Consider the following 13,643-nt stretch of genomic DNA (forward strand, 5'->3'; position numbering starts at 1 on the left):
AACAATGATACAAAATACCGACAAGCCCAAATTTGCCGTCATCTATGAGCAAAAAGACATCACAAACGCCATTGCGCCTTATCTTTTGGAGATCACTTATACCGACTATCTGTCTGACCAATCAGACGAGATTACTTTAACGCTTGAAGATGTAGATGGCGACTGGTTGTATGACTGGTATCCCGATAATGGCGATGGCGTGGAGCTGTATTTGGCAGATGACACAGGCGAGCTTGTGGCATTGGGACGATTCGAGATTAGCGAGATTGAATACCGCTATCCACCGTCTGTTGTTGTGTTAAAGGCACTCTCCACAGGCATTAGTAAGGCAAATCGCACCATCAAAGCCAAAGTCTATAAAGACACCACCCTTGCCGACATTGTCCGTACAGTGGCAAAACGCCTAAATCTATCGGTAACAGGGCAAATTCGTGATATTAAAATCACCACTGTGACGCAGTATCAAGAGCGAGATGTGGAATTTTTGACCCGCCTTGCCAAAACTTATGGGCATAGCTTTAAGATTGTGGATAAAACTTTGGTCTTTTATGATAATGAAAAACTGGGCGAAAATAAAGCGGTGGCGGTGCTGGATAAAACTTTGGTCATCGATGTGCGTTTTTTTGATGTTATCAAAGATACACCAAGTGAAGTACAAGTCTCCACCTACAACACCCAAAAGAAAGAAACCATTACCAAAACCGCCAAGCCCAAACCCAAAAGAAAAGGGGCAAAACCTACCACCACCGACACCCTAAAAATTACCGCCCCCAACAATGCCACAGACAGCGAAGCACAAGCAATGGCAAATGCCCACGCCCAACATCAAGCCGATGAACAAATTGCAGGGGAGATTGAATTGGTGGGCAATGCCATGCTGGTGGCTGGACAAACGATTATCGTGACTGATTTTGGTAAATTTAGTGGTAAATATCTGGTTAAACAGGCTCGCCATACACTAAACAATCAAGGTTTTTTAACCACGATTAAGATTAAAATGCTGGAATATATTGACCCAAAAGACAACAAAACACAGGAAAATACTCAATGAACTACGCCCATAACAACCTGTCCGCCACACTCCAATTTGGCGAAGTCAGTGAAATTAACCCAAACAGCCACAAAGTGAAAGTCATTTTGGGTGCGTTGGACGGCATGACAAGCGACTGGCTCCCTGTCATCACAATGGGAGCGGGTGGCAATCAGTTCTACGCCTTGCCCGATGTGGGGGCGACTTGTGTGTGCCTGATGAACGCAGGTGGCGATGGCGGTGTGGTACTTGGCGTGATTTATAATGACCAAGATACCCCACCAACCAGCAATGGCGAGCTGTGGGTCAAACGATTTAGTAATGACACCACGATTAGCCACAACCGCCAAAACGGACAAATCATCATAGAGACAAATGGCGATGTACTGATAAAATCCGCCAAGCAAGTAACGCTTGACACCCCAAGCACCATCATCACAGGCAATGTACAGGTAACAGGGAAACTTACCGCAAGTATAGATGTGGTGGGCGGTGGGGTCAGCCTAAAATCGCACACGCACGGTGGGGTTGCTGGTGGCAATAGCAGAACTGGCACACCTTAACACACCTTTAACATACGGATTTTTCTTAAAACTCTTTAAAAGACCCAACTACCCAAAACCCCTACAATACACCTAAATCACTTTGGGTGTATTTTTTTGTAGGTCAAAATGACAACCACCAACCACCGCCATTGGCAACTCTCACACGACAGCACGGCAATGACTGACATTGACGACATTCATCGCTGTATCGAGATTATTTTGACCACCAAAAAAGGCTCTGATGTCCTGCGTCCGACCTTTGGCTCGGCTCATTTGGATTATTTGGACGCACCGACTGACATTTTAATCCCTAATGTGGTGCGTGAGATTCATTTGGCACTGCAAACTTGGGAAAAACGAGCCACCATCAAAGACATTTATTTTACAGGGCAAGCACCGCACCTGACGATGACACTGGATTGGCAAGTGGCGGACGGTGTTAAGGGTGAGATTTATAAAAGCGAATTTATACTTTAAAACATAAGAGCATAGGGGCAAGGCGTGGCATTACCAAAACGAGAAAATCTTAAAATCGTGGACGATGACATTGACACAATTTTAAGCCAGACAATCAAAGACTACGAACACCGAGCAGGCAAAGTGCTACAACCTGCTCATATTGAACGCCTGCTCATCAACACCTTTGCGTTTCGTGAATTGCTATTACGAAAACAGCTCAACGAAGCCTACCGCCAGCAACATATCCCATACGCCACAGGACTAATGCTTGATGTCGCTGGGGCAGATTTTGGCACACATCGCCTGTCCGCACAGCCTGCGGATACTGTCTTGGAATTTAGTGTTAATCCTTCTGAAATCGGCAATTTAACCATTCACATCAATAAAGGCACACAAGTTTTAGCGGGTAATGTCGCCTTTGCCACCACAGAGAGCGGACAGCTTAGCCAAAACCGCCCAAGCATTCGCTTAAATGCCGTTTGTACCCAAACAGGCACAGTGGGCAATGGCTATGCCGTAGGGCAAATCAGCACGCTGGCAACTCGCCCACACCCCACCGTTACCGTATCCGCCAAAAATACCACCATTAGCCAAAATGGGGTTGATGTGGAAAATGACGACAGCTACCGAGAGCGGATTATGCTTGCCTTTGAACGGTTTTCTAATGCAGGCTCAAAGGGGGCGTACGCCTACTTTGCTCGCTCTGTTAGCCAAGAGATTATTGATGTCTATGTGGGCAATGCCAAAGACCGCCAAGGAGAGCCGATTGGTGGCACGGTGGCGGTGCATTTGCTGGGCAAATCTATGCCCATCTCGGATAACTTAATTCGTGAGGTCGCCAAAGCCCTAAATGATGAAAAAGTACGCCCCCTGTGCGATACAGTAACGGTCAATAGTGCCAAAGTGGTTAATTTTACCCTAAATGCTGAGCTGACCGCCTTTACAGGGGCAAATGTTGATGAAGTCTTAGCAAATGCCAAAAGTGCTTTTAATGCCTATAAGCAGGAAGTAGAAAGCAAATTGGGGCAAGATGTCGTTCCCCTAAACATCGCCAAAACTTTGCAAGTGGCGGGCGTTTATGATGTTAAGCTGATTAGCCCTACCTTGACAGCCATTGCCCCTGACATGGTTGCTATTTGCAATCACATCAATATCCGCATTGTGGGGCAAACCGATGGCTGATACCTTAACTGACAATTCGCTCATCTATGCCGATGTCATCGCCAAAGAGCAAACCTTTACCGCTTTGGCGGATTTGGGGCTTGCCCTTGATGAGTTGCCGATAGATAAGCTCTTAATTCGTCTGATTGACCTTGTGGACAGCTCACATTTGCCGATTTTGGCAGACAGTATGAGCGTGGTGGGGGTAGATGGCTATTGGCTTGCCGAGAGCGATGAAGCAAGGCGAAATCTCATCAAAGGGGCGTATGACCTGCACCGTTATAAAGGCACGCCGTGGGCAGTCAAGGAGATTGTCAGACGACTTGGCTTTGGCAATGCCACGCTTGAAGAGGGCTTTGGTGGCAAACGACATAATGGCGAAATCACAAGGCGAGATGGTGTCTATAACTATGGGCATTCTGACCGCTGGGCGTATTACCGCATTATCATTCACGAACCTATTACACTTGAACAGGCGAACCTGCTTAGAAAGACTTTGTCCGCCTTTGCTCCTGCTCGCTGTATCTTGTCCGCTCTTGATTTTACACAGGCAAGCATTCGGCATAATGGCAAAATCATCCGAGATGGCAGATATACTCGTGGCACAGCTTAAACGACTTTAATTTGTAAGGAAAAGATTATGGCAAATCTTAGAGAGACCTCAACTTGGGAAGCTGGTATTTATCAGCTTGAAACTTCAGACCCTGTAATGGGCGGGGAAAACGGCATTGATAACAGAGCACCAAGACAGCTTGCCAACCGTACTCTGTGGCTAAAAAATGAGTTGGCAAGGCAGATTGAAGTGATTAACAATACAAAACTTACCAAAACCGAAAACGCCGTCTCTGCAAGCAAACTTGCCACCGCTCGCACGATTTTCATTACAGGCGATGGCACAGGGCAAGCCAGCTTTGATGGGTCAGCCAATGCCAATATCGCCCTAACCCTTGCAAACTCTGGCGTAACCGCAGGCTCTTATAACTCGGTTACGGTAGATGCCAAAGGACGAGTTACCGCAGGTCTCACCCAAACGCACGGACTTGTAACCGCCACTACCGCACAAGGCACATCCAATGTCGCCACAGGCAATGGCAATACTTTTTTAAACATTGTGGCAAGTGGCGTAGGACAAACAGCGTCCGTTGGCTCATCCACCCAAATCACAGGCACGAATGGTATTACGGTATCAAGTGATGCAGCAGGTAAACTCATTGTTACTCGTGATAGTAACTCGCCAACGGCAACAAAGCTCCAAACCCCACGCACCATCAACGGTGTGGCATTTGACGGCACGCAAAACATCACAATTACTGACAATACTAAAGCCCCATTAAGCCACCGCCACACTTGGAACGAGATTGACGGAAAGCCAGCCGTCATTACAAATCCCACTCAGATTACCAGGGGTGATTTGGATAACTACAAAGAAATCGGGTTTTATTATTGCGAAGCCGATGCGTATGCACGAGACATTGCAAATACTCCGAGCAATCGTGCCTTTGCCCTTGAAGTTGTAAGAGCAGCTGGCGTTGTACAAATTTTTCGTAAGTATGAGACAGCCATTGTCTATATGCGTGCTTTTTATAGGAGATGGTCGCCTTGGAAACGCCTAGCCACCACCGAAGACAACGCTCCAACCGCCCGCACCCTTGCCATTACAGGCGATGGCACAGGGCAAGCCAGCTTTGATGGCTCAGCCAATGCCAATATCGCCCTAACCCTTGCAAACTCTGGCGTAACCGCAGGCTCTTATAACTCGGTTACGGTAGATGCCAAAGGACGAGTTACCGCAGGACTGACACAGACGCACGGACTTGTAACCGCCACTACCGCCACAGGCACGGCAAATCGTGCCACGACAAACCGCAACACATTCTTAAACATTGTGGCAAGTGGCGTAGGACAAACAGCGTCCGTTGGCTCATCCACCCAAATCACAGGCACGAATGGTATTACGGTATCAAGTGATGCAGCAGGTAAACTCATTGTTACTCGTGATAGTAACTCGCCAACGGCAACAAAGCTCCAAACCCCACGCACCATCAACGGTGTGGCATTTGACGGCACAAGAGACATTACCATTCCTTTTAATTTTAATGTGCAATCACTACGCTCTGATAATGGTTATTTGAAATTTCCAGATGGCACGATTATCCAATGGGTGTCAAAAAATGTCAGACTCCACAACTTAGATTCTTTGGAGCATACCTATACAATGCCAGTGCAGTTTCCCAATAAAGTGGTAAGCACAAACGCCTTTGTAGCCAAACCCAATATCTCTGCCAGTAGCTATATCGCAGATATTGTTTGGACACAACACAATTGGATACTCAAATGCATATTTAAAAAAGTAATAAACACAAGTACGACCACAGATGATTACACTCTCTTTATTTTAGCAATAGGATACTAACATGATAAAGTTTAGCCCAAGTAAGCAAACATTTTATGATACCAGTTTTGAATATCATGACTTACCTGATGATTTAGTAGAAATCTCAAAAGATGAACACACCAAGCTATTAGAACAAATCAATGATGGTTATCACATCTTAGCGGATTTATCTGCCATTAAACGACCATCTATTTATCATCAATATATCAATGGTAAGTGGGTGTTATCTATTGATAAAAACCAAGCACAGCAAGATGCATGGGAAGCCATCAAACAAAAACGCCACACCATCACTCGTGGCGGGGTTTATGTCAAATCGGTCAAAAAGTGGTTTCATACGGACGACAGCTCTCGCACGCAGTACTTGGCGTTGCAGATTTTGCCACAGCTACCGTCAGACCTTATGTGGAAAACGATGGATAACAGCTTTGTGCCGATGACCAAAGCACTTTTGACCGAGCTTGCGATGACGATTCTGCAAGCCGAACAAGCCGACTTTGCCAATGCTGAAAAGCACCGTTTGGCAATGTTGCAGGCACAAAATCCCTTGGAATACGATTATTCAAAGGGCTGGACAGCCATTTATGAACAAGGAGCAACCAATGAATAAAGTCTATCTGGCAAGCTACCACGGACGAGCCAGCAAGCTATCCCACCGCATCTGCGATGGTATCACCAAGTTTTTTACAAGGGGCAAATACAGCCATTGTGAGATTGCCATTGCCTTGCCTGACGGTCGTTATGAATGCTATTCATCAAGTGTGCGTGAAGGTGGTGTCCGCACCAAAATAATGCCCTTAAATCCTGATAAATGGGACTTAATCGCCCTTGATGGCATTTCGCCCGAACAAATTACCCGTTATTACCGACAAAATCACGGCTCGGATTATGACCTTTTGGGAGCGTTGGGCTGTGTGGCAGGACTACCACAAAACGCAGATAAATTCTTTTGTTCTGAGTGGTGCTATAACGCCATCTTTGGTTCAAACCAAGGCTTTCGGTTTAGCCCTAACCAACTTGCTGAGATTGTTCGCCATTTATCCATTTTGGATAACTAATTTTGGTCTTATTTAGGAGAAATCAATGCCAAATCCAAGTAACCACCTAACCCAAATCACGCCACATTTTAGCTACCGTGAGCTGACAAGAAGCGAAACCGCCAGACGGCAGGGGTCGCCAATACCCCAAGCCAAAGCGATCTTGCCAATATCACTTATACCGCTCATCAGCTTGAAAAGGTGCGTGCTTATCTCAATGACAAATACCAAAAGCCCATATTCATCATCGTAACTTCTTGCTTTCGTAGCGAAAAGGTCAATAAACTGGTTGGTGGTTCAAAAACTTCCGCTCATCGCTTTGGACTGGCGGCGGATTGTGATGCCACAGGCTTTACATCTGTGGCTTTTGCCAAAGAAATCATCCAAATGCGAGACAAGGGCTTGATTGCCTTTGACCAGCTGATTTTGGAATTTCCAGAAAGAGGTGATGGAGCATGGGTGCATTTGGGCTTTAAAAAAGACGACAAAGGTCAAAGAAATCAAATCTTAACCGCCACCAAACGAAATGGCAAAACTGTGTATTTGCAAGGAGGTTAAGATGATTTAGATTAAACGATAAAAAAGAAAAGACGGTCGGTATGACGGTGTGCGACCACCGCCATACCAGCCACGCAGTGTGAGTGCGTAAGCCCAAAGAACCGCCTGCTTAGCTAAGCGGTGTTATTTTACCACAAAATCCATAGGATTACGCAAAAAATGAAACAGCATTGCACAAATTGCAAAAAACTTTTAGCCATTGGCACAGGCAATTTTGCCATCAAATGCCCTCGTTGCAAAACTTTAAATCAAATTAACACACAAACCAAAGAATGCCACGAGCATCATAACCCTTTAAATAAGGAAGCCTATGAATGCTCAAAACAACCCCCAGCCAACTCAATCCGCCCCTAACCCAAAACAATCCTCAAAATCCAAACCCAGTGTCGGCAGTCTCTTTGCTGGCATTGGCGGATTTGACTTGGGATTTGAAAACGCAGGTTTTCACACCGGTTGGCAAGTGGAGATTGACCCCATTTGTCGAGCGGTTTTGTCAGACCGTTTCCCCCACGCCAAGCAATTTGACGATGTTAGAGACTGCTTGCCAAAACTCCAAGCCTTGCCAAATGGCGGAAGTGTCGATGTCATCATCGGCGGTTTCCCCTGTCAAGATGTATCCATGGCAGGCAAAAGAGCAGGACTTCACGGACAGCGGACAGGCTTGTTCTTTGATGCTGTCGGTATTATCCAAGCAATTAAGCCAAGATTTGTTGTGCTTGAAAATGTCACAGGTCTCATCAATTCCAACAATGGCAAAGACCTACAAACAGTCATTGAAACGCTTGCCCAATGCGGGTATGTGGGATTTTGGCGAGTGCTGGACAGCCGTTATTTCGGAGTCCCCCAAAAACGCCGTAGAGTATTCTTGGTCGCAGGTCTTGGAGAATACCCACCATTTAGCCTTATGGCTGACTTGGGGTCAGTGGAACGCATTTCTGGCAAGACTGAATCGCAATCGAGCTGGGCGGATGCACACCATACGCTACTGGCAGGGGTCGGCTCATCAGCCATCAACATCAATTGTGCCGATATCATCGCTGTCGCCCACGGACGGGGTCAGATGGCTATCAGGGAGCGAACGACTGTCGATGATGGGCTTTGCAAAGGATTGGATGAGACCAACGCTTGTGAGGCTAGGGCTGCGGGAAACGCCGTCTGTCCGCAAGTCGCACAATTTATCGCAAGCCACTTGATGACAGCTTTTTATTCCTAACCTAACCCAAATCCCAACAATCCAAACGCTTTGAGTGTCCTGAACGCCTTTAACTTTAAAAGGATAAGTTTATGACACTCAATTCACTTTCTACCAAACACCAAAAAACCGCTCCCTTGCCATTCACAGGGCAAAAGCGAATGTTTTTAAGGCACTTTGAAAAAATCTTAAAAGATAATGTCCCAAATGACGGCGAAGGCTTTGCAGTGCTTGATGTCTTCGGCGGTTCTGGACTACTTGCTCACAATGCCAAGCGTATCTTGCCCAAAGCTACCGTCATTTATAACGACTTTGATGGTTATGCCGAGCGTTTGGCTCATATTCCCACCACCAATCGCTTACGCCAAGAGCTGTTTGAAATCTTAAAAGACGAGCCAAGAAGCGTGAAATTATCAAACACCGCCAAAGCCAAAGTCCTAGACCATATCCGCAAAAGTGCCGACAACGGGGCTTTTGTTGATGTGCAAACCTTGGCAGGTTGGCTGTTGTTTAGCGGTCGTCAAGTTGCTAATTTGGACGAATTTTTAGCCGAAAGTACCTTTTACAACCGCATTGTCAAAACTGATTATCCAAATGCAGATGGCTATCTTGACGGGCTTATCCTTGAATGCCTAGATTTTGAAAAGCTGTTACAAAAATACCAAGACACCCCAAATTGTTTACTGTTGCTTGACCCACCTTATCTATGTACCGCACAAGGGGCTTATGCCAAGCATGGCTATTTTGGTATGACGAAGTTTTTAAGGCTTATGCAGTTTGTGCGTCCACCTTTTATCTTTTTTAGCTCTACCAAAAGCGAGTTGATGGATTATATGGCTTATGTAGAGCAGTACGAGCCACCCACTTGGCAAAGGGTTGGAGGCTTTGAGCGGATTGTTATCAATGCTCGCATTAACGCACAAATTGGCTATGAGGATAATATTTTGGTTAAGTTTTAAAAAGTGGAAATTCATTGCAAAAAGACTGGACTACGCCCTATGAGTACGGCAGTATGTGCCTTATAAATTAACAAGTTAAAGGTAAATGTGATGTTAGACATTAAAACGGTTTCAAATTTTATCCAAGAGTATGGTGTGGTAGATTTTGACTGCGAGATGGACGATGGTGTGCTTTGGTTTCGGGATGTCAATTGTTATTTGATGATTGGTAAAGTTACTGACAAGCAGATGTTTTTGACGGTTTGGGAAGATGATGAGTGCAATGAAGTGATTGAAAACTTTGAAATCCAAAATCTTGATGAATTGAATGTTTGTTTAAAGAAATACGCCTTGATTGATCAGGCAAGCACCAAGCAAGATGAAACCATCCAAGAACCAACCGACACCACGATGATTGACATCTACTTTAAGCTCATCAAAGAAAAATTGGCAGAACACCAAATCAACCTTGATTTTGAAAAACAAAGCCAAGCCGAAAAGCTGGTCATTCGCCACATTGAGGATAAGCTGGTGGAGATTATCAAATTTTTGCAATAACTAAGTAAGATAAAAAAGCAAATGCCCTAAGTAAGACTGGGGCATTTTTTATAAGGAAATTTGTCAAAATGAAATTATCTTGCACATAGTGCAACAAAACCAAAAAGATATTTATTGCATAAATAGGCGAAATTTTTCGCGGCGGGCATCAACCGCCACACTTAAAAACCCAGTCAAACTTTTATAAAATCAGTTTGCTCCCGATGGCGATATAAAAATACCCAAGCACTAAAATCATCTATGATTAACCGGTCATTTATGATTCGTGCTTGGGTTTCTTAATAGATGGGTCATTACAACCTTTATACGATAGCCATTGTGTTATTGATTGACAACCGATACTCCTTTTGGTGGAGTAAAGCTAAACTGATCAGCATTGATCTTTTTGTTTAGGCTGATATTAGAAAAGCGGATTTGCGTCTGCTGACCCATTGCATCAGCAATACTCATAAACACAGGTTTACCACCATTAAAACTGATATACATTTCACTAAACCCTGCGTTATTTGATTTTGGTGTTAGTTTAAAATAGTTCTTAGTGTTGTTTGGCTGAGAGATATTAAAACTGTCCGCAATCTTAGCGGTGTCGCCAGATAGTAATAATGCTGGCGTATCGCCCACTTGGTTGGCGACAGATTGTTTGATCGCCTGATTTAAATCCTTGTCATAAACCCACATGGTTAGATCATTGGCAACAATCAACTGATGTGCTGGCGACTTTGTCTCCCAGCGAAGCTGACTTGGGTGTTGTACCGCCATACTACCACTTGAAGTCATGGTTCTTTTACCCGCCTTTACCGTTTGGTTAAAATCAGCAGTCATGGACTTGGTGTTTGACAGCAGTTCATTTAAATTTTGCACAGCTTGCATTTGACTGGCAGGTGCAGCGGTCGCAATGACAGGTAATACAGCGGTCAAACTCATGACAATAACGCTACCAGCCAGACCAAGTTTTACACCCATCGCTTTAATGTTGCTAGAAGTTAGCATATCAATACTCCAATGATTGATGACTGTTTTTGGTTGATTAAGATTGGGTAACCAATAGATTTGATTTCATCTTATCATGGTGCGATTTTTGCGATGGTTTAATCGTCTAAAATCAACCACACAACCTTTTTTAGTTAATGGATAGATTTTGCCAGTTTTTTATATTACAATCTAGTAGAGATTTGCAACCATATACAAAAATTGTTGCTGACCGGCTAAAAATTGATGCAAGACACACCATGAAAATATGACAAAATTGGTAGGATTGTCCTTGTCTTGCAACACCGCCAAAGAACGCCAATCACCATTTTATGACCTTGCCACTTTGGGGTGCTGTACTGTTTTTGCTGTTTTTAAAAAGACACCATAAATATGTCATGACATCTCTTTGGCGATTTGGTCGGCGATGTCTTTTGCTAGCGTTTGGCACAGGTGTTCGTCTTGACATTCCACCATCACACGAATCACCGGTTCAGTACCTGACTTGCGAATCAGCAAACGACCTTGATCCGCTAGAGTCTGTTCTGCCACATTAAACGCTTGCACCAAGTTTGGGTTGCTATAAGGATCTGCCATCTGTGTCAAGCGAACATTAATCAGCGTCTGAGGAAATGGTGTATAACCTGCTGATAGCTCGCTTAGTCGTACGCCTTGCTCCACCATACACATGAGTACCTGCAAGCCTGCCACAATGGCATCGCCTGTGCGACTCTTATCCAAGCACAAGATATGACCTGACGGTTCACCACCGATACTAAGTCCATGCGTCTCTAGGGTCTGCATGACATAGCGATCGCCCACTTTGGCACGATGAAACTCTATACCACGCTCACGCATGGCAATCTCTAAGGCTACATTACTCATCAGCGTACCGACCACGCCTTTTGGCTTTAGATGATTAGCCAAGACATATAAAATCGCATCACCATCAACGATATCTCCTTGCTCATCCACCATGATGATGCGGTCTCCATCGCCATCTAGGGCAATGCCAATATCAGCACCATGCTTTAGGACGGCTGTTTGTAGGGAGTTTGGGTGTGTTGAACCACAGTTATCATTGATGTTGATGCCATCAGGGGTATTATGAATGGCGATAATCTCTGCCCCCAGCTCACGCAATACACGAGGGGCGACGCTATACCCTGCACCATTGGCACAGTCTACGACAATTTTTAAAGGATTTAGGCTTAAATGATATGGAAAACTACCCTTGCAGTGTTCAATATAACGACCCTTGGCATCGTCCACACGATAACTCTTACCAATATTATCCGCCTTGATACCTGTCAATCTTGATAATCCCACACTACCATCGCCAATGAGTACATCTAGCTCTTGGTTCATCATCTCTTGAAGCTCATCAGAGATTTTTTTGCCTTCGTGCGAGAAAAATTTAATGCCATTATCATAATAGGGGTTGTGTGATGCTGAAATAACCACCCCCATGTCCGCATGAAAACTCTTAACTAGGTGTGCAATGGCAGGCGTTGGTAGCGGTCCTAACAAATGCACATCAACACCAGCAGCATTAAAACCCGACTGAAGTGCCGCTTCGATCACATAGCCTGAGATACGGGTATCCTTACCAATAATGACGCTTGGACGGCGTCTACCCTCTCCTGCTTGCCTAACCAGCACACGACCTGCCCCAAAACCTAACCGAAGCACAAAATCAGGGGTAATCGGAAACATTCCAAACTCACCACGAATACCATCAGTACCAAAATAGCTCACATTCCACCTCTGCTGTATTTTTATTTAATCATTCAATCTTATAAATAATAAAATATCATCACCATTATAGCATATCTTTTTAACCAAAATAGCAACCCATCATTAATGTTGTGTTGCCAAATATTATGATAGATCATCTCATCAAATCATTTTTTGCAATTATTGAACGACTAAACAATTGTTTACTTGCTCATTTTTCATTTACAATAGATAATTTAAGTAGATGGTTTTATCGCTAGCTACCCCTAACCACTATTTTTAGATACCCCACACCTTATGAATCATCACATACAGGTCAACCTGCCTAAGAACCGCTCTTTTGCCCTGCTTTATGCAATGGGCAGTACACTACTACTCATTGTGGCGTTATTCATCTGCCAGACAGGTTTTTTGTGGGGATTTGGGCATTTTGCAGGCTTGGATGTGCTAAACGCCAGCCATCATGGTGTTTTGGTCAGCATGGCGACCATCTCCACCTGTATCACAATGAGTCTTTTATGCGTCGGACTGGCTTTTTGGCGTGATGGTCAGCGTATGTGGCAGATACTAGGTGTGCGTCCGTTTTATTGGCGTTCTTTGGCGGTATGCCTTTGGTGGCTTTTGCTGTTTTTGGTACTAAGTGAGCTTATTATCCATGTACTTGGGCGAACGCCGATGGCATTCATGGATAGACTGATGAGCACCGCCCATCTACCGCTACTCGTGGTAGCAATGACAGTTGTCGCCCCCATCTATGAAGAGCTGATGTTTCGTGGCGTACTGCTTGATGCGTGGCGACAGGTCTTTGGGGTGTACAGCGAAAAAATCTCTATCCTTTGTGCTAGCATCATAAACAGCGTACTATTTGCTAGCATTCATTTACAATACACTCTCTTTGAGATGGGAATCATCTTTGGGCTTTCGCTCATCTTTTGCTATACTCGAGTGTATTGTCGCTCTATCATCGCTCCTATATTGCTACATATTTTTAATAATGGCTTGGCGATGGTGATGTATTTGTTGTATACATAAGCAACAACTCAGCTGGCATGATATACATCTAA

General features: G+C 44.6%; 18 protein-coding genes. 16 read left to right on the forward strand and 2 right to left on the reverse strand.

Annotation, left to right across the window (positions count from 1 at the left end; genetic code table 11):
- Positions 1 to 4: 4 nt before the first annotated feature.
- From L3D27_RS07355 to L3D27_RS07420, 14 genes are all read left to right on the forward strand, one after another.
- Positions 5 to 1,051: a phage late control D family protein gene (locus L3D27_RS07355; protein ID WP_432480796.1), complete on the forward strand. Its 1,047-nt coding sequence runs from the start codon at positions 5 to 7 to the stop codon at positions 1,049 to 1,051.
- Positions 1,048 to 1,593 (forward strand): phage baseplate assembly protein V, encoded by a 546-nt coding sequence (locus L3D27_RS07360; protein ID WP_432480797.1) that lies wholly within the window; start codon positions 1,048 to 1,050, stop codon positions 1,591 to 1,593. Before L3D27_RS07355 ends, L3D27_RS07360 begins: the two co-directional genes overlap by 4 nt.
- Positions 1,594 to 1,701: 108 nt before the next feature.
- Positions 1,702 to 2,052 (forward strand): GPW/gp25 family protein, encoded by a 351-nt coding sequence (locus tag L3D27_RS07365; RefSeq protein ID WP_432480798.1) that lies wholly within the window; start codon positions 1,702 to 1,704, stop codon positions 2,050 to 2,052.
- A gap of 24 nt (positions 2,053 to 2,076) precedes the next feature.
- Entirely contained in the window at positions 2,077 to 3,216 is a 1,140-nt protein-coding gene (locus tag L3D27_RS07370; RefSeq protein WP_432480799.1) for a baseplate assembly protein, read from the forward strand.
- A complete protein-coding gene (locus tag L3D27_RS07375; protein ID WP_029103142.1) occupies positions 3,209 to 3,808 on the forward strand; it encodes a phage tail protein in 600 nt (199 codons plus the stop codon). Before L3D27_RS07370 ends, L3D27_RS07375 begins: the two co-directional genes overlap by 8 nt.
- A gap of 27 nt (positions 3,809 to 3,835) precedes the next feature.
- The gene (locus L3D27_RS07380) at positions 3,836 to 5,608 is read left to right on the forward strand and encodes a pyocin knob domain-containing protein (protein WP_432480800.1); all 1,773 of its coding nucleotides are present in this window, start codon (positions 3,836 to 3,838) and stop codon (positions 5,606 to 5,608) included.
- Between the two features lies 1 nt (position 5,609).
- On the forward strand, positions 5,610 to 6,200 hold the full coding sequence (locus L3D27_RS07385) for a DUF4376 domain-containing protein (protein ID WP_432480801.1): 591 nt from the start codon (positions 5,610 to 5,612) through the stop codon (positions 6,198 to 6,200).
- Positions 6,193 to 6,648: an enoyl-CoA hydratase gene (locus L3D27_RS07390; protein ID WP_432480802.1), complete on the forward strand. Its 456-nt coding sequence runs from the start codon at positions 6,193 to 6,195 to the stop codon at positions 6,646 to 6,648. Before L3D27_RS07385 ends, L3D27_RS07390 begins: the two co-directional genes overlap by 8 nt.
- A gap of 25 nt (positions 6,649 to 6,673) precedes the next feature.
- Entirely contained in the window at positions 6,674 to 6,880 is a 207-nt protein-coding gene (locus tag L3D27_RS07395) for a hypothetical protein (protein WP_432480803.1), read from the forward strand.
- Positions 6,799 to 7,185, forward strand: a complete 387-nt coding sequence (locus L3D27_RS07400; protein ID WP_432481894.1) for a D-Ala-D-Ala carboxypeptidase family metallohydrolase — start codon at positions 6,799 to 6,801, stop codon at positions 7,183 to 7,185. Before L3D27_RS07395 ends, L3D27_RS07400 begins: the two co-directional genes overlap by 82 nt.
- A gap of 159 nt (positions 7,186 to 7,344) precedes the next feature.
- Positions 7,345 to 7,539, forward strand: coding sequence for a zinc finger domain-containing protein (locus L3D27_RS07405; RefSeq protein WP_432480804.1), 195 nt, complete (start codon positions 7,345 to 7,347; stop codon positions 7,537 to 7,539).
- Entirely contained in the window at positions 7,496 to 8,398 is a 903-nt protein-coding gene (locus L3D27_RS07410; protein WP_432480805.1) for a DNA cytosine methyltransferase, read from the forward strand. Before L3D27_RS07405 ends, L3D27_RS07410 begins: the two co-directional genes overlap by 44 nt.
- A gap of 71 nt (positions 8,399 to 8,469) precedes the next feature.
- Positions 8,470 to 9,336, forward strand: a complete 867-nt coding sequence (locus L3D27_RS07415) for a DNA adenine methylase (protein ID WP_432480806.1) — start codon at positions 8,470 to 8,472, stop codon at positions 9,334 to 9,336.
- Positions 9,337 to 9,426: 90 nt separating this feature from the next.
- Positions 9,427 to 9,873, forward strand: a complete 447-nt coding sequence (locus L3D27_RS07420) for a hypothetical protein (protein WP_432480807.1) — start codon at positions 9,427 to 9,429, stop codon at positions 9,871 to 9,873.
- A gap of 321 nt (positions 9,874 to 10,194) precedes the next feature.
- Here L3D27_RS07420 and lolA read toward each other — a convergent pair whose 3' ends face one another.
- Entirely contained in the window at positions 10,195 to 10,863 is a 669-nt protein-coding gene (gene lolA / locus L3D27_RS07425; RefSeq protein WP_284673058.1) for an outer membrane lipoprotein chaperone LolA, read from the reverse strand.
- Between the two features lie 247 nt (positions 10,864 to 11,110).
- Between lolA and L3D27_RS07430 the strand changes: the two genes are divergently transcribed.
- Positions 11,111 to 11,233 carry a hypothetical protein gene (locus tag L3D27_RS07430; RefSeq protein WP_373628358.1) on the forward strand — a complete coding sequence of 41 codons (123 nt, stop codon included), beginning with the start codon at positions 11,111 to 11,113 and terminating at the stop codon, positions 11,231 to 11,233.
- Between the two features lie 5 nt (positions 11,234 to 11,238).
- On the opposite strand, the gene glmM is transcribed toward L3D27_RS07430, so the two are convergent.
- Positions 11,239 to 12,600: a phosphoglucosamine mutase gene (gene glmM / locus L3D27_RS07435; RefSeq protein ID WP_432480808.1), complete on the reverse strand. Its 1,362-nt coding sequence runs from the start codon at positions 12,598 to 12,600 to the stop codon at positions 11,239 to 11,241.
- Between the two features lie 276 nt (positions 12,601 to 12,876).
- On the opposite strand from glmM, the gene L3D27_RS07440 reads away from it, so the two are divergent.
- The gene (locus L3D27_RS07440; RefSeq protein ID WP_432480809.1) at positions 12,877 to 13,611 is read left to right on the forward strand and encodes a CPBP family intramembrane glutamic endopeptidase; all 735 of its coding nucleotides are present in this window, start codon (positions 12,877 to 12,879) and stop codon (positions 13,609 to 13,611) included.
- Positions 13,612 to 13,643 lie beyond the last annotated feature (32 nt).

This window comes from Moraxella sp. ZY200743, assembly GCF_050885545.1.
Taxonomy (GTDB): domain Bacteria; phylum Pseudomonadota; class Gammaproteobacteria; order Pseudomonadales; family Moraxellaceae; genus Moraxella; species Moraxella haemolytica.

What these genes read in the sequence shown, in the direction of transcription:
- L3D27_RS07355 (WP_432480796.1), top strand. Translation starts at nt 5, where the DNA reads ATGATACAAAATACCGACAAGCCCAAATTTGCCGTCATCTATGAGCAA.
- L3D27_RS07360 (WP_432480797.1), top strand. Translation starts at nt 1,048, where the DNA reads ATGAACTACGCCCATAACAACCTGTCCGCCACACTCCAATTTGGCGAA.
- L3D27_RS07365 (WP_432480798.1), top strand. Translation starts at nt 1,702, where the DNA reads ATGACAACCACCAACCACCGCCATTGGCAACTCTCACACGACAGCACG.
- L3D27_RS07375 (WP_029103142.1), top strand. Translation starts at nt 3,209, where the DNA reads ATGGCTGATACCTTAACTGACAATTCGCTCATCTATGCCGATGTCATC.
- L3D27_RS07380 (WP_432480800.1), top strand. Translation starts at nt 3,836, where the DNA reads ATGGCAAATCTTAGAGAGACCTCAACTTGGGAAGCTGGTATTTATCAG.
- L3D27_RS07385 (WP_432480801.1), top strand. Translation starts at nt 5,610, where the DNA reads ATGATAAAGTTTAGCCCAAGTAAGCAAACATTTTATGATACCAGTTTT.
- L3D27_RS07390 (WP_432480802.1), top strand. Translation starts at nt 6,193, where the DNA reads ATGAATAAAGTCTATCTGGCAAGCTACCACGGACGAGCCAGCAAGCTA.
- L3D27_RS07395 (WP_432480803.1), top strand. Translation starts at nt 6,674, where the DNA reads ATGCCAAATCCAAGTAACCACCTAACCCAAATCACGCCACATTTTAGC.
- L3D27_RS07405 (WP_432480804.1), top strand. Translation starts at nt 7,345, where the DNA reads ATGAAACAGCATTGCACAAATTGCAAAAAACTTTTAGCCATTGGCACA.
- L3D27_RS07410 (WP_432480805.1), top strand. Translation starts at nt 7,496, where the DNA reads ATGAATGCTCAAAACAACCCCCAGCCAACTCAATCCGCCCCTAACCCA.
- L3D27_RS07415 (WP_432480806.1), top strand. Translation starts at nt 8,470, where the DNA reads ATGACACTCAATTCACTTTCTACCAAACACCAAAAAACCGCTCCCTTG.
- L3D27_RS07420 (WP_432480807.1), top strand. Translation starts at nt 9,427, where the DNA reads ATGTTAGACATTAAAACGGTTTCAAATTTTATCCAAGAGTATGGTGTG.
- lolA (WP_284673058.1), bottom strand. Translation starts at nt 10,863, where the DNA reads ATGCTAACTTCTAGCAACATTAAAGCGATGGGTGTAAAACTTGGTCTG.
- L3D27_RS07430 (WP_373628358.1), top strand. Translation starts at nt 11,111, where the DNA reads ATGACAAAATTGGTAGGATTGTCCTTGTCTTGCAACACCGCCAAAGAA.
- L3D27_RS07440 (WP_432480809.1), top strand. Translation starts at nt 12,877, where the DNA reads ATGAATCATCACATACAGGTCAACCTGCCTAAGAACCGCTCTTTTGCC.